Annotated in this window: 15 protein-coding genes; 5 read left to right on the top strand and 10 right to left on the bottom strand. The window is 53.8% G+C overall.

What is annotated here, in order from left to right; genetic code table 11:
• Nucleotides 1–27: 27 nt before the first annotated feature.
• From MKX51_RS02625 to MKX51_RS02595, 7 genes are all read right to left on the bottom strand, one after another.
• Nucleotides 28–999, bottom strand: a complete 972-nt coding sequence (locus MKX51_RS02625) for an ABC transporter permease (protein ID WP_340944113.1) — start codon at nucleotides 997–999, stop codon at nucleotides 28–30.
• A gap of 121 nt (nucleotides 1,000–1,120) precedes the next feature.
• Nucleotides 1,121–2,866 (bottom strand): peptide-binding protein, encoded by a 1,746-nt coding sequence (locus MKX51_RS02620; RefSeq protein ID WP_340991106.1) that lies wholly within the window; start codon nucleotides 2,864–2,866, stop codon nucleotides 1,121–1,123.
• A gap of 596 nt (nucleotides 2,867–3,462) precedes the next feature.
• Complete coding sequence (locus tag MKX51_RS02615) at nucleotides 3,463–6,024, bottom strand: FtsX-like permease family protein (RefSeq protein WP_445321978.1); 2,562 nt, start codon at nucleotides 6,022–6,024, stop codon at nucleotides 3,463–3,465.
• Nucleotides 6,025–6,034: 10 nt separating this feature from the next.
• Nucleotides 6,035–6,736, bottom strand: a complete 702-nt coding sequence (locus MKX51_RS02610; protein WP_340944116.1) for an ABC transporter ATP-binding protein — start codon at nucleotides 6,734–6,736, stop codon at nucleotides 6,035–6,037.
• A 226-nt stretch (nucleotides 6,737–6,962) separates the two neighbouring features.
• Nucleotides 6,963–7,859, bottom strand: coding sequence for an SDR family oxidoreductase (locus MKX51_RS02605; protein WP_340991105.1), 897 nt, complete (start codon nucleotides 7,857–7,859; stop codon nucleotides 6,963–6,965).
• Between the two features lie 157 nt (nucleotides 7,860–8,016).
• Nucleotides 8,017–8,856 carry an aldo/keto reductase gene (locus tag MKX51_RS02600; protein WP_340991104.1) on the bottom strand — a complete coding sequence of 280 codons (840 nt, stop codon included), beginning with the start codon at nucleotides 8,854–8,856 and terminating at the stop codon, nucleotides 8,017–8,019.
• Nucleotides 8,857–8,876: 20 nt separating this feature from the next.
• Nucleotides 8,877–11,270: a GH36-type glycosyl hydrolase domain-containing protein gene (locus tag MKX51_RS02595; RefSeq protein WP_340991103.1), complete on the bottom strand. Its 2,394-nt coding sequence runs from the start codon at nucleotides 11,268–11,270 to the stop codon at nucleotides 8,877–8,879.
• A 170-nt stretch (nucleotides 11,271–11,440) separates the two neighbouring features.
• Between MKX51_RS02595 and MKX51_RS02590 the strand changes: the two genes are divergently transcribed.
• Complete coding sequence (locus tag MKX51_RS02590) at nucleotides 11,441–12,418, top strand: DUF4003 family protein (protein ID WP_340991102.1); 978 nt, start codon at nucleotides 11,441–11,443, stop codon at nucleotides 12,416–12,418.
• A gap of 139 nt (nucleotides 12,419–12,557) precedes the next feature.
• Here the strand turns inward: MKX51_RS02590 and MKX51_RS02585 are convergent, their stop codons facing one another.
• The gene (locus MKX51_RS02585) at nucleotides 12,558–13,937 is read right to left on the bottom strand and encodes an amino acid permease (protein ID WP_340991101.1); all 1,380 of its coding nucleotides are present in this window, start codon (nucleotides 13,935–13,937) and stop codon (nucleotides 12,558–12,560) included.
• 234 nt (nucleotides 13,938–14,171) lie between these two features.
• On the opposite strand from MKX51_RS02585, the gene MKX51_RS02580 reads away from it, so the two are divergent.
• Both MKX51_RS02580 and MKX51_RS02575 read left to right on the top strand, forming a co-directional pair.
• Nucleotides 14,172–15,947 (top strand): ABC transporter ATP-binding protein, encoded by a 1,776-nt coding sequence (locus tag MKX51_RS02580; RefSeq protein ID WP_340944125.1) that lies wholly within the window; start codon nucleotides 14,172–14,174, stop codon nucleotides 15,945–15,947.
• Entirely contained in the window at nucleotides 15,934–17,709 is a 1,776-nt protein-coding gene (locus MKX51_RS02575; protein WP_340991100.1) for an ABC transporter ATP-binding protein, read from the top strand. The genes MKX51_RS02580 and MKX51_RS02575 overlap by 14 nt, the downstream gene beginning before the upstream one ends.
• Nucleotides 17,710–18,079: 370 nt before the next feature.
• Here the strand turns inward: MKX51_RS02575 and MKX51_RS02570 are convergent, their stop codons facing one another.
• Together MKX51_RS02570 and MKX51_RS02565 are read right to left on the bottom strand one after the other, a co-directional pair.
• Nucleotides 18,080–18,685, bottom strand: coding sequence for a GNAT family N-acetyltransferase (locus MKX51_RS02570; protein ID WP_340991099.1), 606 nt, complete (start codon nucleotides 18,683–18,685; stop codon nucleotides 18,080–18,082).
• 4 nt (nucleotides 18,686–18,689) lie between these two features.
• A complete protein-coding gene (locus tag MKX51_RS02565) occupies nucleotides 18,690–19,628 on the bottom strand; it encodes an AraC family transcriptional regulator (RefSeq protein WP_340991098.1) in 939 nt (312 codons plus the stop codon).
• A 66-nt stretch (nucleotides 19,629–19,694) separates the two neighbouring features.
• Here MKX51_RS02565 and MKX51_RS02560 point away from each other — a divergent pair, with 66 nt between their 5' ends.
• Nucleotides 19,695–20,249 (top strand): histidine phosphatase family protein, encoded by a 555-nt coding sequence (locus MKX51_RS02560; protein ID WP_340991097.1) that lies wholly within the window; start codon nucleotides 19,695–19,697, stop codon nucleotides 20,247–20,249.
• A gap of 356 nt (nucleotides 20,250–20,605) precedes the next feature.
• Nucleotides 20,606–21,136 (top strand): ClbS/DfsB family four-helix bundle protein, encoded by a 531-nt coding sequence (locus MKX51_RS02555; RefSeq protein WP_340944131.1) that lies wholly within the window; start codon nucleotides 20,606–20,608, stop codon nucleotides 21,134–21,136.
• Nucleotides 21,137–21,175 lie beyond the last annotated feature (39 nt).

Here is a 21,175-nt window from a genome sequence, read left to right as displayed (position 1 = left end):
CTTTGCTAAGCTCTGTATTGTCTGTACTCATGCTGCCTTCCCCCCTTGCTTGCCGAGCTTCACCCGGGGATCAACTACGACATACAGTATATCTGCCAGCAGATTGCCAATGACGACCATCACAGCCGTTACGATAGTCACAGCCATCAGTGCCGAATATTCGCGTGCAGTGGCCATCTCTACGAACCAACGGCCCATTCCCGGCCAGTTGAATACATTCTCTGTTAGTGCAGCCCCGCCTACCAGGATCGGAAGATCAAGGCCGAGTATCGTAATAATTGGAATAAGCGCATTGCGCAGGGCATGGCGGAAGACGACCTTCCGTTCCTTGACGCCTTTGGCCCGTGCTGTACGGATATAATCCTGATCCAGCACCTCCAGCATACTGGCCCGCGCATACTTCATATAAGAGGCCAGGAACCCAAGCGCCAGCACCGTTACCGGCAGCACCAGATGCATGAATAAATCAGCTATACTGCCTTCCTTGCCTCTTGTATGCATATCCGACAATGGGAACCAGTCCAGCTTGAGCGACAGCCACTGCTGCAGCAGAATCCCGAACCAGAAGGTCGGCATGGCGAAGCCCAGATAGGAAATGAAGGAAGCCGTCTGATCCGATAAACCATAGACTTTGGTACTATTATAGATTCCCCAGGGGATAGCGATCAGCAGGGATACCAGCCAAGCCGCGCCCATCAGGATTACGGTATTGCCGATACGCGGCCACAGCAGGTCCGAGATGGCAATATGGTTCTTGAAGGTATACCCCAGATCTCCTTGCAGCAGGTCGCCGATCCAGTGGAAATACTGGATATGAATCGGCTGATCCAGACCCAGGTTCTTGGCCTGCTGCTCGAAGATTTCCGGTGTCAGGCCCGGCGCGAGCATCACTTGCGTAGGGCCGCCCGGAGCTGCATGGATGAGAAGAAAGGTCAGTATGGTAATCAGAAAGATGACCAGTACCGATTGAAGCACTCGACGTATCAGATATTCTGTCATTGGCTAGCCTCCTAGAGATGGTAAGGCGATAGATTACGGAAGGCCCCCTATTTATACAAAAGGGGGAGGTGAAAGAGAATTCTCTTTCACCTCCCGCAAGTCTATTCAGTTAGTCGGTACGTTACTCGGTTACCCACCATTTGATAGCGTGGAAGAACTGTCCGTAGCCCAGTGACGGCTCTGGAGCGTCCTCCTCTGCCCAGTGCACTCTAGGCCCTGTTCCGATCGCCTGACCATACTGATACAGGAAGACATAAGGAAGGTCGGTTGAGATTTCCTTACCTACTTCTTTGTAGATTTCTTTGCGCTTAGCCTGATCTACCGTGGAATATCCGTCTACCCACAGCTTATCCAGCTTCTCGTTCTTATACCAGCCGCTGTTCTGTCCCGCAGGCGGGAAGTACTTGGAGGAGAAAATGCTCTCTGCATCCGGGTCCGGTGTATTCAGGGACCATGCCAGCAGCAGGGCCTGATATTTACCCGGCGTTACGTTCTGGTCAATCCATGCAGCGAAGTCGATCGCCTTAGGCTTCACTTCAATGCCGACATCCTTCAGGTTCTGCTGGATAACAGCGGCTACCTGTTCACGGCGGCTGTTGCCGGCATTATACTGCAGCTCAAAGGAGAAGCGGTGGCCGTCTTTGACCAGAATGCCGTCCTTGGCATCCGCAACCCAGCCGTCTTCAGCCAGGAGCTTCTTGGCCGTTTCGGCATTGTAATCATAGTTCACAGCAGCATCACCCGGGTCAGCCCAGGTATCCGGCAGGAACGGCGCATTCATCAGCGCGCCTACGCCCTTCAGGATATTATCCACCATTCCTTGTCGGTTCAAGGCATGGGCAATCGCCTGTCTGGTCTTCTGTCCCTGGAACAGGCCGTAGCCATCCGGGAAGTTCTTGCCGTCAAAGTTGAAGTTAACATATTCGTACTGCGCGCCCGGCTTCTGGATGATATCGATTTTCCCGTCAGCCTTAACTGCTTCAACCTGGGTTACCGGAATCGCGCTGATATGATCCGTGTCGCCCTTCATAATCGCCTGAACCTCAGTGTTCTGGTCAGCATAGATCTTGTAGATCACCTGAGCGATATGAGGCTTCACGGTTCCCCAGTAGTTCGGATCAGCATCCAGGGTATGGCTCTCGCCTTGCTTCCAGGCTGTCCACTTCCACGGTCCGCTTGTAACGGTCTTGGCCGGATCAGTACCATAGGGGTTCTTCTGCATTTCGGTCGGCTTCACATCCTTCAGGACATGGGCTGGAACAATCTCCTGGACCAGCGCATACAGGAACGGCGCATAGACTTGGGACATTGTGATCTTGACGGTGTGGTCATCCACCTTCTCAACGCTCTTCACCTTGTCAAAGGCACTGATCAGCGGAGAGCCTGTCTCCTTATTCTTGGCCATTTCAACGGTGTAGATTACATCATCTGCGACGACGGGCTGGCCGTCACTCCATTTGGCGGTATCCTTCAGCTTCACAGTATAGGTCAAGCCATCTTCAGAAATCTCCGGCAGTGCGGCAGCCAGTGACCAATCCTCTGCCTGTACATTGCCTTCACGGTCGAGATTGTACAGCTTGGCGAAGACGAACTGGGCCACATCACCAGACGCGGTGTCATTAACTAAGAGGGGATTAATATTAACAATATCGGAGAATGAGCTTGTAACCAGTGTTCCGCCGTCAACAGGCACGTCAGCCGAAGGTGCTTCCGTAGCATCAGGCGCCGTACTCTCTGCCGGAGCTGTAGTGGCTGCAGGCGCACTTGTTGAAGAACCCGCAGTGTTATTTGTACTGCAACCTGTAAATAGAACCCCTACCAACGATAATACTAGTAAACCTGACCACCATTTTCTCTTTTTCGCCATTCCTTTACTCCTCCTTAGTTAGGTGCTTGTACCTGCTCTTCAAAGCTTCTCGGGAGACTGGGATGCTCCGGATCGTTATGCGCCTAGCCCCTAATGACCGCCTTCGCATTATATGTGATATAACATCACACCTAATATATATTGTAGAAATGCGATGAATAGACCGAGGGTCAATTAAGGTCAGGGACAACATTCCCGGCGGGAAGCCTCACAACTTCCCTGATAAATTATGGTTTATATTACATGTGAATATATCTTACGTCAATATATTTATTTATCGCTGCGAAATCTTACTTTTTTGCTCTTGAAACATTTACTTCCAATGTATCTTGGAAAAACTGTAAAAAACTCTTTTTCTCATAATTACAATGAGTTTAATAAGGTTAGTTTTAATGACACTTTTCTATCATTTTCGCTTTTTTTCGACATTGTGCATTATAATTCCGCATGTTTCAGCACTTATTTCCTTGTCATCGCCCGCTTTTCAGGCACAAAAAAAGAAGGATAACGGCTCCAGGCTCCCTCTGCCCCCGGCTCATTATCCTTCCTTATATGCTGATGCTTTTTTTATCTTTTTTGACAAAATCGTGACTGAACTACTCTACCGACTTCAGCGCTTCAATCATATGAATCCGCTTGAGCTTGATGTGCATGAATGCCATTACGATGCCTGAGAATAGTATGGTCAGCAAGGCTGCATAGATGTAGCTCTGCCACTTGATGAGCGGAGCGAACATGGTGGCATCCAGCTCGGCAGTTGACAGGACGAACCGGTGCAGGATCACCCCCAGGGCACTGCCGGACAGGATGCCGAGCAGGGTCAACAGGATATTTTCCCGGTAAATATACAGAGTGACTTCCTTATCATAGAAGCCGAGCACCTTAATCGTAGACAATTCGCGGACCCGCTCGGACACGTTAATATTGGTCAGGTTGTACAGAACTACGAAGGCCAGCGCGGCAGCAGAGACAATCAGCACCACAATGACGATATCCATACTGTCCATAGTTCCCTCGAAAGCCTCTCCCACTCCGCTGGAAAAGCTGACCAAGGCCACCTGTCCATTCGCAGTCAGCTTCTCCCCGAAGGCACTCTCCCACTCCTTATCCTTGCCGCTGTAATTCAATAATTGAGTATTATAGACCGGCTCCTTGCCGAACACCTTTGTGTAGTAAGCCGGAGTCATGTACACATAATGCAGCACATAGTTCTCGGTGACCGCCGCTACCTTGATCTGGAATGGCTCATTGTTGCTGTCCAGAAGCGTCAACGTCCCCCCGGGTGCCACATCATACAGCTTGGCCAGCTTCTCTGTAATGACCGCGCCCTCGTCACTGAGTACACGCGGCTTACCGGTGCTGCGGTCCTTAAGATTAACGAAAGACGCCAGCTCAGCTGTATCCGAGGGAACAAAGATCCGCACTTCCTGGTCGTTCACGCCTTTGGCCCGGGCCGTCGTAGCCTCCTGCAGCACATTCAGCGTGCCTGTAACTGCAGTCTCCTGTTCAATCAGCTCCTTATAGGAAGCTTGATCTGCGGCCGTTGCATTGTCGTGCAGGGCGACCAGGGCGCTGTATTTCATAATGCCGCCGAACTGCCGCTCGGCGATGCTGCCGATGGAATCCTTCAGCCCAAAGCCGGTGAGGATCAGCGCGGTACAGCCTGCCACCCCGATAACGGTCATGAACATCCGCTGCTTGTAGCGGAAGAGGTTGCGGGCTGTCACTTTTTGCACGAAGCTGAGCCGGGTCCACAGGAACTTGAAGCGCTCCAGCATAATCCGCTGCCCGCTCTTCGGTGCCTTGGGCCGCATCAGCACAGACGCGTTGCTCCGCAGCTCCACCCGTGAAGCGATCATCGCCGTCATCGTTGTACAGATCAGCGCCACGACTATGGAAATAACGGCGTAAGAAGGGTAGAAGCTCTTGATCACATCAGGCAGGTTGTAGAGCGAGCTATAGGCATTATAGATCAGATCCGGGAAGAACGTGAAGCCGACTGCCAGGCCTGCAATGGATGCCGTAAGGCTGGCCAGTGTTCCATACACCAGAAACTTGGTCATTATGTCCATAGCGCCGTATCCGAGTGCCTTCAACGTCCCGATCTGGAGCCGCTGCTCCTCCACCATGCGGGTCATCGTGGTTAAGCTGACAAGCGCGGCAATCAGGAAAAAGAATACCGGAAAAGCCGACGCAATCGCGGACAGACGGTCCGCATTATCCTTGTATTCGGCGTATCCCGGGTTAATCGTGCGGTCAGCCACGTATACCTTGGGCAGCTCCGGCTGGCTCTGTGCGGCGGATGCTGCCTGTTGTTGTTGCGGCTGCTGTTGCGCCCCCTGCTGAACCGCCGCCTGCTTGGCCGCTGCTACCGCCTCCGCCTTCAGCTCCTCCAGGCGCTGCGCCGGGTAATCCTTCAGCGCTTCCTCTGTCTCTGTGAGGTGGCGCTCAACCAACGTATCGTAGACCGGAGTATAGGCCGTCTCCGCAGCCGTATCCTTGAAGCTGAGATAGGCCTCCGTATACACCGGAAGTGTGAAATCCCCTTCCGGGATGACGGCGAACGCATCGGCAGTGCCTTTGCCGATCCGGCTGGTTCCGCGGTTCGCGGTCTCAATATATTGCGGGCTCTGCGCGAACCCTACTACGGTATAGGTCTTGGTGCGGAAGCTCTGTTCGGGCTTCTCCCCCGCCTCCCCGCCGAAGGTAATGGAATCACCGAGCTTGAATTTTTCCTGTTCGCGCAGATGTTCATCCAGCACAATCTCTCCCGGGGCTGCCGGGAGATGCCCGGCGGTAAGCTTGTAGCCGTTCAGTTCATTATTGTCCGCATACGAATAGACCTTGGCAATCAGCCCGCTGTCGCCAAGAAATACGTCAGAGCTGTATACAGGCTGAACCGTCTGCAATCCGGGAATCCCCCGGAGCTGCTTAATCCCTTGCTCCGACAGCCCGTAAGTGGACTGGACCCGCAGATCCATCAGCCGCAGATCCTTATAATAAGTCGCGGCGGTATCCAGCATATCCGGCCCGGCTGACTTGATCCCGGAGAAGAAGCTGACCCCCAGCATAATAATCGCAAAGATCGAGAGGAACCTCGCCTTGGTGCGGCGGATCTCCCGAAAAACATCCTTCCATAATGCCCGTTTCTTCATCATTCCCGGCTCCTTACCATTCGATATCTTCCACGGATACCGGTGCTTCGTTCTTCACCATTTTCCGTACCTTGGCGTTGTTGATCTCAATGACCCGGTCGGCCATCGGAGCAATCGCCAGGTTATGCGTGATCACAATCACCGTTGTGCCGGTGTCGCGGCAGGTATCCTGCAGCAGCTTAAGCACCTGCTTGCCGGTATTGTAATCGAGCGCACCGGTCGGCTCATCACAGAGCAGCAGCTTCGGCTGCTTCGCCAGCGCTCTGGCGATAGCCACGCGCTGCTGTTCCCCGCCTGAGAGCTGGGCCGGGAAGTTATTCAGCCGCGCGCCAAGGCCCACATCCTCCAGTACCTTCCGGGCATCCAGTGCCCGGGGCGAGATCTGCGAGGCCAGCTCGACATTCTCCAGAGTGGTCAGATTAGGGACCAGATTATAGAACTGAAATACGAAACCCACGTCATTACGGCGGTAGCCGGTCAATTCCTTGGCGCTGAAACGTGCGATGTCAGTACCGTCCACAATGACCTGGCCTTCGTCGGCGGAATCCATCCCGCCCAGTATGTTAAGCACCGTTGACTTCCCCGCCCCGCTGGGCCCTACAATTACAGCAAATTCACCCTTTTCAATCTCGAACTCAATGCCGTCATTGGCGACAATCAGGGTCTCCCCCATCTTATAGCGCTTATACTCGCCCTTCACCGTTACGAATGCCATGCCGTCTCCTCCTGTCTTCTCCACAAACCGCTAATGCACCAGAACTGGCAGATACGATTCAATGACTCAAGTGTAGCACATGAACCCCCTATGATTGCAAAAGTGGGGAGAGGCCGCCCCGCCTCCGCTGAATCCAATTGACGCAGACTGCCAGCGAGTATTCCCCCCACAGCAAAAAACCTCCTGACGGAGGTTCCTGCTCACGGGTGTTGTTACTCATTCTTATTTATGGGGTCGGCATTCCGCCGTTGGCATTCAGGGTCTCACCGCTGACATAGCTTGATTCCTGGCTGGCCAGGAACACATAGGCCGGAGCCATCTCGGCAGGTTGGCCGGGGCGTCCCAGCGGGGTCTTAGCTCCGAAGTCCTTCAGGACTTCCTCCGGCTGTCCGCCGCTTACCTGAAGCGGAGTCCACACCGGTCCGGGGGCAACCACGTTCACCCGGATTCCCTTAGGCGCCACCTGCTGGGCGAACGCTTTGCTGAAGGTATTGATCGCGCTTTTGGTAGTCGCATAATCCAGCAGAATCTCTGAAGGCTCATAAGCCTGAATGGATGAAGTGTTAATAATCGTACTGCCGGGCTTCATGTGCTTCACTGCTGCCTTGCAGAGCCAGAAGAGCGAGTAGACATTCGTTTTGAAGGTAGCATCGAACTGTTCAGTGGTCAAATCGGCGATGTCTTTCACGAATTGCTGCTTACCGGCGATATTAGCCAGGATATCAATTCCGCCCAGCTCCTCTACGGCCTTGGCAATCAGCTGCTCACAGTACTTCTCGTCCTTCAGATCACCCGGCAGGGCCACCGCCTTGCGTCCGGCTTCCTCGATGAGCTTAACCACTTCCTTCGCGTCAGCTTCTTCCTCCGGCAGATAGGCCAGCACCACATCGGCGCCTTCACGGGCAAAAGCAATCGCTACCGCCCGCCCGATTCCACTGTCCGCTCCCGTAATAACAGCCTTCCGTCCGGTGAGCTTCCCGCTGCCTTTGTAGGTGCCCGCTCCGTCATCGGGACGCGGGTGCATTTTCGTTTCTAAGCCCGGACTGGGCTGCTGCTGCTCGAATTCAGGTGTCGCCTTTTCATATTGCTGCACAGGATCTTGAATCTTATATTGATTACTCATGATAATATTCCTCCTCTGTTCGCTTCTGATTGTGTAGGCTTCTGACTCTTTCTATGTAACCAGCTTCCCTTTTTCCTAAACGAATTATGTATGAGCGCCGTAACAAAATAGCCCCCTGCCAAAAAGCAAGGGGCCATATCTGTATAACATCAATGGATCAGAACTCCTCGTACACGGCCGGGTCCTGGTCCCACAGCGGTCCGGTGGACGGGAGCTCAGAAAGCACCTTCATCTCAGCCTCTGACAGCTCGAAGCCAAAAATATCCAGATTCTCCCGCTGATGCTCCTCCGACTGCGATCTTGGAATCGGAACCGCTCCCAGCTGCACATGCCAGCGCAGAACGATCTGTGAGACCGATTTGTCATGGACTGCGGCGATCGCACTTAGCTGTTCATTCTTCAGCAGCTCCGTGCCGCGTCCCAGCGGACTCCAGGATTCTGTGATGATTCCGTGCTTCTCATGATGCGCACGCTGCTCTGCCTGTTGATAGAAGGGATGCAGCTCGATCTGGTTCATAGCCGGTACCACTCCCGTCTCCTTGATCAGACGGTCCAGATGCTCCGGCAGGAAGTTGCTGACTCCGATAGAACGGATCAGCCCTTTTGCCCTTGCATCAATCAGTGCTTGCCATGCTTCCACATACAGGTTCACCTTGGGATTCGGCCAGTGGATCAGATACAGGTCATAATAATCCAGCCCTGCCCGGTACAGCGATTCCTCAACAGTCTCGAGCGCTTCATCATACTTGTGATGGCGTCCAGGCAGCTTCGAGGTAATGAACAGCTGGTCTCTGGCCACGCCGCTCTGCCGCACCGCCTCCCCGACAACACCCTCATTCTCATAGTTGAATGCGGAATCAATCAGACGATACCCCATATCCAGAGCAGTCTTCAGACTCTGCACGCCCTTCGTGCCTTTGATCCAGGCCGTTCCGTAGCCAATCGCAGGCACCTTCATTCCATCGTTCAGCAGTACTTCCGGAATATGATTCGTCATGTTCATTCAGCCTCCTGTATTTAGATAGTAGCAGCCCCAGCCGGTATCTTAACCAGCACCTGATACTGCTTACCCTGTTTCAGTTCCTTCAGAACACCGTCTTCCACTAAGCTGCCGTCCAGATACACTTCGATTGCCGCTACGCCAGACTCACGCTTCATCTCAATCTGCAGCTCAGCGCCTCTGAAGCTGCGCTTCACGGTTGCTTCCTTCCAGCCGGAAGGAAGCTGCGGCTTCACCTGCAGTCCTTCCCGGCAGCCTTGCAGGCCGAACAGTCCATCAATCAGGCAGCGGTACACCCACGGAACGGTTCCGGTGTTGAACAGATGGCTGGAGCGTCCGGCAGTCTGCGGGAACTGCTTATAAGCCCCCCGGTAATAGTTAGGGATGAACACCGGCAGTTGGCCCCGCCGGATGATATCCTCGATATCGGGCCCGGGGAGCATTTTGCGCAGCAGACGGTACGCGTGGTCCTGCTCACCTACTGCATACAAGCCATAGATATAGAACGCTGCGGCATGGTTATAGACTGCGCCGTTCTCGGCTGTCCCCGGATGCTTCTGGGTGACCCGGCCGACATCCTCGCGCATGGCGGTATAGGACGGTGCCAGCTTTTCCACTCCATAAGGGGTCTCCAGCTGTTCGTGGACCGACTTCATCAGCTTCGCCCGCTTCTCCTCATCCGCCGCACCGCTGAGCAGCGCCCAGCCCTGGGGATTAATGAAGATCCTGCCTTCCTTGTCACTGCTGATACCGAACACCACATTGTCATCGGTAATTCCCCGCGCATACCACTCGCCATCCCAGAAGTACTGATTGACGAGCGCATTCATCTCCTCCGCTGCAAGGCGGAAGGTCTTGGCGACATCCGTACGGCCGCTCCGCTCACAAATATCCGCCCAGACCACACATGCATACGCGGTAGCGATGGTCAGCCAGCCGGACACGCCTTGCCCCCGGTACCCTACCATATTCATCGGGTCACACCAGTCACCCTGATTGATATAATTCAGGCCGCGCTCATCCCGCTCATGGAGCAGCCACTGCACCGCCCGGTCGATATGCTCATGCACAGGTCCTGTCTCCAGGCCGCCCGCATACGATACTTCCTCATCCAGAATGCTGTAATCATCGGTCTCATCCAGATAGGTACTGAGGCAAACCGGCAGCCAGACACAATGGTCTGTATGCGGAACCTGATTGATATATTTCAGTTCAGCCGCTTCATGCAAAATAATCCCGTCCGGCATCGCTCCGCTGGCCTCCTGCTGGCTTAAGGCCGTCAGGAACGCCTCTCTTGCCGTCTGCGGCTTAAGATAGCTCATCCCCATATTATCCTGCAGATAATTCCGGGTCTGCGGGTCGGTGGTCAGGCGGTTGGTCTGCCCGTGATAGTACATCTGCCGGGGCAGCCAGTGGTTGACCAGATTGTCGAGATCCGCATCCGGCGTGGAAATCTCAATGCCCCCTCTGCCTTCCGCAATGTACTGCGCATATTCCCGCTCGGCGCGCACGAATCCGTCCTCGCCTGCCGCATCAGTATCCAGGAACAGCTTCCGGCGGATCTCCACAATCTCCTGCTCACTCCGGGCCGGGCCGAAGATGAAGCGGTATTCACGCTCTTCCCCTGCAGCCAGGTCCAGACTGTATTGCAAGGCGGCAACCGGGGTCTCATAACGGGCTTCGCCTTGCGCCAGCCGCTGGCCCTTAAGCGCTGACGGCGAGCCGATTCCGCCTTCGCCCTCGAAGGCTTCCTGATTCACTTCCCAGGAGGCCGGGGCATGGTCGGCCAGCAGGAAGGTTTTGTCCTTCAGATGCTTGATTGCGGCATAATCCTGATATTTCTGATAAGGTGTGACCGCTGTAGCCACAATTGCCTGCAAGGCTTCCTTATACTCGCCGGACTGATTCATCCATGACATGTAGCCGATAGTGAAGTAGGGGTAGATGCTGATCTTGCGGGGAGCGGCGGACAGATTGGTCACCTTCACCCGCCACAGCTCCATAGGGTCATCCTTAGGCAGGGTTAGCGTCATTTCAATGGCGATCCCGTTCTTCTCAATGGTCCAGACAATATTATGCTTACCTACCGCAAAAGTATAATGATCCGGAGGGGTGCGGACAGGCTCATAAGGGGCAGAGAACAGCTCCCCGTTCTCCTCATCTTTGACATAGACGAAGCGTCCCGGGTGGTGGGCGTAATAAGGCTGCTCCGGCTGCATGAACGTCTTGGCTTCCAGATTCGGCGCATAGGAGTACTTGGCAGGCTCGGGCTGCATGAACTGGGCTACCGCATAGCCCCGGCAGTTCATATGAATCATCATCTGCTCATTCCACAGGAACCCCGAAGCCTTGGGGAGAATGGTGGGACTGGACAGCTCATAATATTCGTTATCTTCAGATGCTCTTATCATTCTCGTGCCTCTCTTTCCGGATTATCATTCTGCTCTCTATTCTATCTTGTTTAAGAATACGCTCTCATAGGTTTGGCGGCAAGTCTGCCGGAGCCGTTTCAATTTCATCGATTTGGTTTTTATAGTAGAATAAACCCAAATAACCACCACTAGATGAGAGGTGCATCATTATGAAGCAATCGTACATAGCCAGACTTGAATTATTCGTAACTAACGCCCAGCAGATTAAACAGGAATTCCCCTGGCAAAATGCCTCCGTGAACCGGCTGGCAGCCTTGCTCTACGCTGTGGAGGACAAGATCGCCAATGTAGAAGCGATCCGTATGTACCATGAGATGGTTAAGGATAACACCCGGGGCTTTTCCTCTTTCCGGGGAACCTCAGCCATCTGTATTGCTGCACTGCTCTCCCTGTCCCCCCAGCCGCAGCAGCAGCTTGCAGCTACTCTGGCTGTATATGACCTGCTCAAGGAACGTAAATTCCGGGCCTCCGACTATCTGGTCATTGCCGCCTATCAGATCGCTGCCCATACCCCCTATGATCAATATAACGCAGCCATAGACCGCACCCAGGCCTTTTATGAGGGGATGCGGTCGAAGCACCGTTTCCTGACCGGACGGGACGATTATATCTTCGCTGCTATGCTAGGCCTCTCCGATATCCCTGTGGAGCAAGGGGTGGAGCAGCTGGAACAGCTCTATGTTACGCTCAAGCCCGAGTTCTTCTCCGGGAATAGTGTTCAGGCGCTAACACAGGTGCTGGTGCTAGGCGGCGGAGATCTCACAAGCCGGGTGCTTAGCCTGCGTGAGGCGTTCCGGGCACGGGATATCCGGCTGGATAAGGAGTATACACTCTCGTCGCTTGGCATCCTGTCCCTGATTCCCTATGAGCAGCAGCAGCTGGTAAGCGATGTCTCGGACACCTATGAGTTCCTGCGCCCGCAGAAGGGCTTCGGCGGCTGGTCGATTAACAAGCAGGAGCTGCTCCTGCTGTCTGCCGCGCTCGTCTCCTATCAATATATCGATGATGTCAGAAACGGCATCATTGAATCCACGCTGTCTACCAGCCTGACCAACATCATCATTGCCCAGCAGACAGCGATTGCTGTAGCTGCGGCCTCTGCTGCTGCGGCGGCAGCTTCATCTTAAGGGTTGACATGCAAAAGGCTTCCGGAGCGTAGTTTGCTTCGGAAGCCTTTTTATTAACGATACATTTGGACATACCACATCTTGAAGCCATGCCGCTCATTAAAAACCGACACTTCGTTTCCAATCCAAATTAGAGGAACTACCCTTCCTCCCCATCCCCGGGCATCCGGCGTCTGCCAATCCCAAACGCATAGTATCCCGCCACAACAATAGCCAGGAAGGACGCGCCCACAATCAGCGACAGATGCGTATCCGGGTTGAACCACATCCCGATGATGACCAGCGACAGGAAGATGATAATAATGTAGTTACTGACCGGGAAAAAGCGGGACTTGAACGGATGGGCTGCCATCTCGCCTGCCCACCGCTCCCTGAATCTGAACTGGCTGAAGGCCAGGGCGAACCACGGAATCATTCCCGGAAGCACGCTGGCACTGTAAATATAGAGAAACAGCTTGGAGTCCGGCATCAGATAGTTTAACAATACGCCGACCAGCAGCAGGGAGATCGTTGTGATAATGCTGTTGCGGGGTACTCCGCTGGCAGAGACTCTGCCGAAGAACTTCGGAGCCTGTCCGTTCTGGGCCAGCGTGTAGAGCATTCTGCCCGCGCTGTAGATTCCGCTGTTGCAGCCCGACATCGCCGCTGTAAGCACCACGAAGTTGATAATGCCTGCCGCAGCGACAATCCCCACCTTGGCGAAGGTCAACACGAACGGACTGCCGATCTCGCCGATTTCATTCCACGGATAAATGGTCACTATGATGAAGATGGCCCCCACGTAGAAGATCAGAATGCGCCAAATGATATTCTTGATCGCTTTGCGAAGCGTTTGCTTCGGATTCTCCGCTTCCCCTGCCGTAATCCCCACCAGCTCAATCCCCTGATAGGCCGCCGTGACAATGCAGAGCGCGAACAGAAACCCCTTCAGTCCTCCGGCAAAAAAACCGCCATGGCTATACAGATTGGACAGTCCAAGCGGCTGCCCGCCATTCCCGAGACCGAAGAAAATCACCCCGGTGCCAATCACCAGCATCACGACAATGGCAACCACCTTGATCATCGCGAACCAGAATTCAAACTCCCCGTAGAGCTTCACCGCCGCCAGATTGGCTGCTGCAATGATGCCCACACCGATCAGCGCCGGAATCCACTGCGGAATATCCGGGAACCAGTACCCGACATAGATGCCGATGGCCGTAACTTCTGCCATCCCGACTGTCACCCACAGGAACCAATAGCTCCAGGCGGTCAGGAAGCCGGCCAGCGGGCTGATATATTTGTGCGCAAAAGTGGCGAACGAACCGGTCACCGGCTCCACCACCAGCATCTCACCCATAATCCGCATCACAAAAAACATAATGATGCCTGCCAACAGATACGCAAGCAGCACGGAAGGCCCTGCCCACTTAATTGTACTTGCCGAGCCCATGAATAAGCCCACGCCAATCGTGCCGCCCAGTGCGATCAGCTCGATATGCCGCGGCTTAAGTCCTCTGGTTAACTGTTTGGATTCCAATGAAATGCTCCCCCTCATATGTACACCTGTACACCTCACATGTACTCAACGCAATCTATCTTAATATGTAAGCATCATTGTATGCTGTGATATACATTAACGCAATGCAGAATTACTCCATCAGAAAGTTTCACCATTTGTAACAATAAAATTGCCCGAAAACCTATACATTCTGAACCATAGTGTTATAATCACTTTGTTTATTCACAAGAACAACAGGAAACAGGTGATCAAATGTTTGAAATCAAATGGCTGTGGCAGAACCTGGAGGGCAACCGGGCGCGGTATATCGTGGCGCTCTGCCTCTCGGTAGTGGGATCAAGTCTTACGATTGTGAACCCCTACATCAGCCAGCGCATCGTCGATACGTTCATTGCCGGTGACCACGCAGGAGAGAATCTTGCTACAGGACGCGGGCTGCTGATTGCGCTCTGCCTGGGCATGATCGGCTTCTCCCTGCTCCGTACAGGGCTGGCATACTTCACGACCATGCAGTACGAAATTTCTTCACAGAATATGATGTACAATATCCGGATTTATCTGTACAACAAGATTCAGGGCCAGGACCGGGAATATTATGACCGCAACCGCACCGGGGACCTTATGACCAAAATGACGGGGGATCTGGATATGGTCCGCCACTCGATGGCGTGGATTTTCAAGACGATTATTGAATCGCTTACGATTTTCCTGGCAGCCGTCATTTATTTCCTCACGATTGATGTGAAGCTGACGCTGTGGATGCTGATCCTGTCACCGCCGATTTTTGTGGTGGCCTTTATCTTCGCCAAAAGAGTGCGCCCGATGTACATCGACCTGCGCGAGCGGCTGTCCCAGCTCAATACAACGACCCAGGAGAATATCTCCGGGAACCGTGTGGTGAAGGCTTTTGCCCGTGAGGAGTTCGAGATTGCCAAGTTCACAGAGAAGAATGTCAACTACGCGGTGGCGAATAAAAAAGCGGCCCTCGTCTGGCTCGACTACTTCCCTTATCTGGAGTCGTTCGCACAAGGCTTCAACGTGGTCCTGATGCTGGCCGGCGGTTACTACGTGATGGAGGGGCGGATTACCTTCGGTGAGTTCACGGCGTTCTCCTCGCTGATCTGGGCGGTCTCCAATCCCATGCGCAATATCGGCATTATTATTAATGATATTCAGCGCTTCTTCGCCAGCTTATCCAAAATCGTCGATATCTATTACGCCCGCCCGGCGATTGCCAATGACCATAACCCGGTGGAGCGCCGCCGCTATGAGGGACGGATTGAATTCGACCATGTCCGGTTCAAATATGATAACGCTACCGTGCTGGATGATGTGAGCTTCACGATAGCCCCCGGCGAGACCATTGCGATCATGGGCGCTACCGGCTCCGGCAAAACCTCGCTCATCAACCTCATTCCCCGCTTCTATGATGTGGCTGGCGGGCGAGTACTGGTAGACGGGAGAGATGTCCGGGAGCTGGAGCTGGATGAGCTGCGGGGGAACATCGGGATGGCTACGCAGGATGTGCTGCTGTTCTCCGATACCATCGACGGCAATATCGCATATGGCGATCCTGATCTGCCTGAAGAGGATGCGAAGGCTTACGCGGCTCTGGCCGCTGCCCATGATTTCATTGTCAAAATGCCTGAAGGCTACGATACCGTAGTCGGGGAACGCGGTGTCGGGTTGTCCGGGGGACAGAAGCAGCGGATAGCGCTGGCCCGTGCGCTGGCGGTCCAACGTCCGATTCTGATCCTGGATGATACGACCTCTGCGGTCGATCTGGAGACGGAGGAGCATATTCAGCGCAGCCTGCGGGAGCTGGAGTACCCCTGCACGAAGATCATCATTGCGCAGCGGGTATCCACTACCGCCCAAGCTGACCGCATTCTGATCCTGGAGGGCGGCCGGCTGATTGAGGAAGGGACCCATGCCGAGCTGCTGGCGAAGCGGGGTTATTACTATGATGTATTCATGCTTCAGAACGAGGGCATTGGAAGGCAGGTGACCGCGAGTGGCCAGGAATAAATTCGATGTTGATGAGAATCTGGAATCGCCGTTTAATATCAAGCATTTCCGGCGGGCCATGGTCTATATCAGACGCAAGAAGAAGCCGATGCTTATCGCATTCGCGCTCAGCGCATTGTCGGCGGCGATCGCCCTGTCGGCTCCGCTGATCATGCAGCATGTCGTGGATGTGACCATTCCGGCCAAAGACATGGGCGCACTGGCAGGCTGGTCTCTGCTAATGCTGGCGACCATCGTGGTCAGCGTAATCCTGGCTACGATCCGCTCGCGGATTATGACAAGTGTCGGACAGGATATTATCTTCGATATCCGCACCGACCTGTTCAAGCATCTGCAGGATCTGCCGTTCAAATATTACGATGACCGTCCGCAGGGCAAGATTCTGATCCGGGTCGTGAACTACGTCAATGCGGTATCCGATGTATTGTCCAACGGTATTATCAATTTTATCTTAGAAATCGTGAACCTGATCTTCATCGCCGTGTTCATGTTCGCCGTGGATGTGCGGCTCTCCTTCATCATTCTGGCCGGACTGCCTGTCTTCCTCGGCATCATGCTGCTGATCAAGACCCGGCAGCGCCGGGCCTGGCAGGCCGTGTCGAACAAGAGCTCCAACCTGAATGCTTATCTGCAGGAGAGTATCAGCGGCATCGGCGTCACCCAGATGTTCTCCCGGGAGACACGCAATGAGGGTATCTTCACCCGGCTGGCCGGCAACTTCCGCACCGCCTGGATGAAGGCGCTGCGTTACAACATTCTGATTCCGTTCAGTGTCGATAACCTGTCTACCATTGTTACGGCTATGATCTTCCTGGTCGGACTGCTGACCCTGGACCCGCAGAACATGACGCTGGGCGTCATTCTGGCCATGAGCAGCTATGCGGCCCGCTTCTGGCAGCCGATCCTGAATCTGTCGAACCTGTACAACAACTTCATTAATGCGGTGGCTTACCTGGAGCGGATCTTCGAGACGCTGGATGAGCCGGTAACGGTCAGCGATGTTCCCGGTGCGAAGGCGCTGCCACCGGTTCAGGGCCGGGTGACGTTCGATGATGTCACCTTCGCCTACGATCCGGGCCTGAATATCCTGGAGAACATCTCCTTCGATGTTGCAGCCGGAGAGAGCGTTGCTCTGGTTGGTCCGACCGGTGCGGGCAAGACCACGGTCGTCAACCTGATCTCGCGCTTCTATAACCTGACCGGCGGGCGCATTCTGATCGACGGGCAGGATATCTCGCAGATTACCTTGAAATCGCTACGCGGGCAGATGGGGATTATGCTGCAGGACAGCTTCATCTTCTCGGGAACCATCCTGGATAATATCCGTTACGGCAGACCGGATGCGACCGAGGAAGAGGTTATCGCCGCCGCGAAGGCTGTCTGCGCTGACGACTTCATCCGCGAATTCGATCAGGGCTACCAGACCGAGGTGAACGAACGCGGCTCCAAGCTCTCCCAAGGACAGCGGCAGCTCATCTCGTTCGCCAGAACGCTGCTGGCGAACCCGCGGATTCTCATTCTGGATGAGGCCACCTCCTCCATCGATGCGCAGACCGAGCGCCTGCTCCAGAAGGGGCTGAACGAGCTATTGAAGGGGCGCACCTCGTTCATCATCGCGCACCGCCTGTCTACGGTGAAGAACTGCGACCGGATCATGTATGTCTCGAACAAGGGCATTGCCGAGAGCGGCTCCCATGACGAGCTGATCGCCCGCCGCGGCCTGTACCACAGGCTGTATACGGCGCAGAAGATGGAAGCCTGATGTGCGGCGCAGGATAAGGCTTAGATACCAATAGGCGTATGCCAAAAACCGCAGCAAGGGTTCGCCCCTGTCTGCGGTTTTTCGCGCGCTTGGGTGGACCATACAGCACCTATTCAGTGAAGAATCTGTCTCCATGCACGGTCCGTTACCACCTAAGTCTGCTGGTTGCTGGCTTCATCAATTTGTGCAATTAAGCAGCACTCCTGCTGCGATCCATGCGGACTGGAGAGCCGCTATTCCTGTACATTGCACCATTTTGCGGGCTAAGCGGACTCACATGCACTTAACCAGCCCCGCCTGCCTCATTTTCATCACCAACTGGTCCTATAACGGCCCCTCAGTCCGCAGGCAAGCGATAAAGCTGTCTTTTTCACAAAATAAGGGCCTCATGGTCCGGTTGTTGTATCACCTTCATATACTCTTCCCTAAGCATGCTGTAGATCTCCAGATCGACCACTCCCTTGCCGGACCAGAGGGCCGCTTGCCGCAGCATCCCTTCCTTGACATATCCATTCTTCAGCAGCACCTTCTTGGAAGGCTCATTATTCAGCATGACCTCAGCCTGAATCCGGTTCACCTGCACCTGTGCGAACAGGAATTCCGTCAGCAGAGCCACCGCTCTGGAGGCAAGGCCCCGCCCCCAGTGGGCTTCCGCGAGAAAGTAGCCGATAGTCACCATATTGACCCTCTGGTTAAAGTCGCAGGCTTCAATGATCCCGAGCAGGTGCGTATCATCTGCTGGGGCGAAGATACCCCACTTGATCCGCGATCTTTTGCCATAATCCCGTTCATAATGACCGATCATGCTCCTGACTGTAGTCTTATTGTGCTTGGGGATAATCCCGCAATATTCGAACACATGGTCATTGCTGTAAATCTCGAACAACCCGTCCAGATGCTGCTCCTCAATCTTGCGCAGTACAAGCTCCCCTGATCTTAGGACAGGGAACTGGTCAAACACAACCTCCATGTTCATTCCCTTACACTCCATTCTCTGCTTCCTGCATGCCTCGCCGGATGGGGACGTACAGATCAACCATGCACTTGCCCTGCGGGTCCTGCGTAGGATCATTCAGACAGAATTCCAGGCACGGCCGGTCATCGGCTTCATAGCCGCTGCGAGGTAACCATACGCTGAACATGCTATCGTACGCAAGGACAAATCTATCTACCGTATCATAGTAAGAATACACTGCATACAGGCCGCCGGCCAATGTCTTGAACCCGACTGCCTCCCGGTGCGCCTCCGGCCCGAAGTCGGCAGGCAGTGTTACACAAGCATCATAGCGGCAGGCCGACTCTTCCGTAAGCTCCCCGTCATCCAGTGAGATTCCGATGAACTGCTGATTCGCCGGATGCAGCCCCTGCTCAGCAGCCCAGCCGGTTAGCTTGTCCCATGCGTGATGCGTATCCAGGTAACTTCCAATATGCCTGACATAAGCGACCTCAACCTCTGTAATTTCTCTGAGTTCTACCATACTGTCCCACGCCCTCCTTAACAGCGGATTACCTGCTGCTTTATTGTAATCTGCCAGGGCGCCCGGCTCTGCCTGCTTATTGCTGAGGAATGACGGGAAATTGCTATGTTTACGTTTCCTGCTTCTGATGGTGCCCGGCGAACAGCCGTAATGACGCTTGAAATGAACGCCCAGCGCAGATACCGACTCGAAACCGCAATTCCCCGCGATCTCCAGAATGGTCAGGTTCGTCTCAGTCAGCAGCACCCATGCCCGCTCAATGCGCTTCCTGGTTACGAAGGCCATGGGCGTCATGCCCGTGAAGGCTGTAAATATTCTGGTGAAATGATACTTGGAGAAATGGGAGACCTCCGCCAGCTGATCCAGCCGCAGCGGCTGGCTGCTGTGATTTTCTATGTAGGCAATAACCTGCTTGATCCTCTCCCCATACTGCTCCTGCATCGCTGAATCCTCCGTCCCCTTCGTGTTACAATACTGTACAAATATAAATGGATGAGGCGATAGTCTATGGTCACCACTCTCTACTTCGTACGACATGCCCACTCTACTTATTCTACCGATGAATTGAATAGACCTTTATCTGAGAAGGGACGGGCAGACGCCCGGAGGGTTACCCGACTACTCCTCCATGAGAATATTAATATTCTGATCTCAAGTCCCTATAAACGGGCTATACAGACCATTGAGGGGCTGGAGGAACCGCTTAATGCTAAGATTATAATCGAGGATGATTTTAGAGAAAGAGTGTTGTCTTCAGATCCTGTACCCGACTTCGGGCAGGCAATATCCAAGGTGTGGGAGGACTTTTCCTTCGCCTGGCCTGGAGGAGAATCTAATCTAGCAGCACAGAGAAGGGGAGTACAAGCACTCTCCAGAGTATTGCAGCAATACAAAGGCAAATCAATCGCCATCGGAACGCACGGTAATCTGATGGTCCTGATCATGAATACTCTGGACAAGCGTTATGATTATAGCTTCTGGAAGCAGTTAGAAATGCCCGATATCTATAAGCTAAGCTTCCATGAGGACAAGCTTGAGGGTGTACAGCGTATTTGGCGCTAGTAGAGATTTTAAGCCCCTGAAAATCCCTTTAACCATCGGAATCTATGGGTTTACAATCTGCCCTGATCAAGGTGCAAACGAAGCAGCATACATAAATGCACTCTGTACAACTAAATCGTCTGATTTACAGCCAAATATCCGTTTAGCTGCATGTCGTACAATTAAACTTCCATCTGTACCGGGGTTCTCACCATTGGGGCAAATTTAGTTGTACGGATTACAGTTAGAAGAGGAACGCCCCCCTATTCACGCTTTTTAATTGTATAAAATACAGCTATCACGCTTCATCCATCCTATTGAACTTGACAGACTGCTGTCACAACCCTGTGATATAACCAGGTAAAGGAGTGATTGTTATGGCAAGCTATGAATACTCGTCCCGGCAGGAGCTGATGGACACGATCCACGCTCTATACCTGCTGCTGGATGCCGAATTCGATGGTATAAATGATACATATAAGGATACGCGAGTTCCCGAGGTGGACAAGACCCCTGCCGAGATCATTGCTTATCAGCTGGGCTGGCTGGGGCTGGTGAGGGGCTGGGAGAAGGATGAGCTGGCGGAACGAACAGTCCAGATGCCCGCTGCGGATTACAAGTGGAATCAGCTGGGCGGGTTGTATCAGTCCTTCTATAGTAAATATGCGGAGTATTCCCTATCCGGGCTGCGTGAGCTCTTCCGGCAATCCGAAGAGCAGTGGCTGGATTGGATCGCCACCTTAACAGAGGAGGAACTATTCATTCAAGGCGCCCGGAAGTGGACCGGAACCAAGGAGAACTGGCCGATGGCCCGCTGGATTCACATTAACTCCGCCGCTCCGTTCAAGACCTTCCGGGGGAAGATCCGGAAGTGGAAAAAGCATTGTCCTGAAGGACTGGCAGAGTAAAATAATGGAAGTCTGACAAAGTCGCATAGCAGCATAGCA

Origin of the sequence: Paenibacillus sp. FSL M7-0420 (genome assembly GCF_038002345.1) — a bacterium.
Classification (GTDB): Bacteria; Bacillota; Bacilli; order Paenibacillales; family Paenibacillaceae; genus Paenibacillus_AQ.
This window is presented reverse-complemented; position numbering and strand designations above follow the sequence as displayed.